This is a genomic window from Aquimarina macrocephali JAMB N27 (assembly GCF_000520995.1).
GTDB lineage: Bacteria > Bacteroidota > Bacteroidia > Flavobacteriales > Flavobacteriaceae > Aquimarina > Aquimarina macrocephali.
In genome coordinates, this window is the sequence record NZ_JACA01000131.1 from 1 (window position 1) to 729 (window position 729).

Consider the following 729-nt stretch of genomic DNA (forward strand, 5'->3'; position numbering starts at 1 on the left):
ACTGGTTTTTCTAATTTTTGTATTCTTACCCGCCAATCTTTGACGCACTAGCGAGACGCTAGTGGGAGCGGGGACATTACCGCAGCAGGGAAACTCAGCGCAGCTGGGGAGCAGATTTTTTAAACTCATTAAAATCTGGGAATTCTAATAAGCTATTTTTTCCAATCCAAATTACATCATCTTCAGTGCCTTTAAAAAAAACAAATGATTTAACATTTGATGTTAACTCTTTCCAACTTAATCGTAAATAGATTTCTTCTAGCTTCTTTTTCTTCTTATAAAGAATATCATTTTTATTTATAATGGTTAATAATTCAGACTCATCCGTAAACAAAACTAAAGAATGCTCATATTTACTCCATAGCTCAACCACTAACTCTGCCTCAGTTGAAAAAAAATTAGATGATTTTGTAATTGAAAATATTAAATCATGAAATTTATTTTCATGGTAAATTAAATGGGATTGTTTTTGAAACGAAGCTATATTTATTAAGTTTTCTTCATATGGCCTTTGACCAGAGCCAAATAGATGTTTAGTCTCTTCAGCAAATAGACTAACTAATTTTTTAAAAGCGATTTTATCACTCCAGACGTCCAAATGAAATTTGGAAATAGAAACTAAATCAGAGTTATGAAAATTTATTTCCTTCATCAATTATAATCTATTATATGGTGGATACCAAGTTCTTTGTGCAGAACCCCGCTCCCGCTAGCGTCTCGCTAGTGGCA

Annotated in this window: 1 protein-coding gene; it reads right to left on the reverse strand. The window is 32.6% G+C overall.

Going from position 1 to position 729, the window contains the following annotated elements; all coding sequences use genetic code 11:
• Nucleotides 1–94 precede the first annotated feature (94 nt).
• Nucleotides 95–652 carry a hypothetical protein gene (locus Z054_RS0127455; RefSeq protein ID WP_024773148.1) on the reverse strand — a complete coding sequence of 186 codons (558 nt, stop codon included), beginning with the start codon at nucleotides 650–652 and terminating at the stop codon, nucleotides 95–97.
• Nucleotides 653–729: the final 77 nt, after the last annotated feature.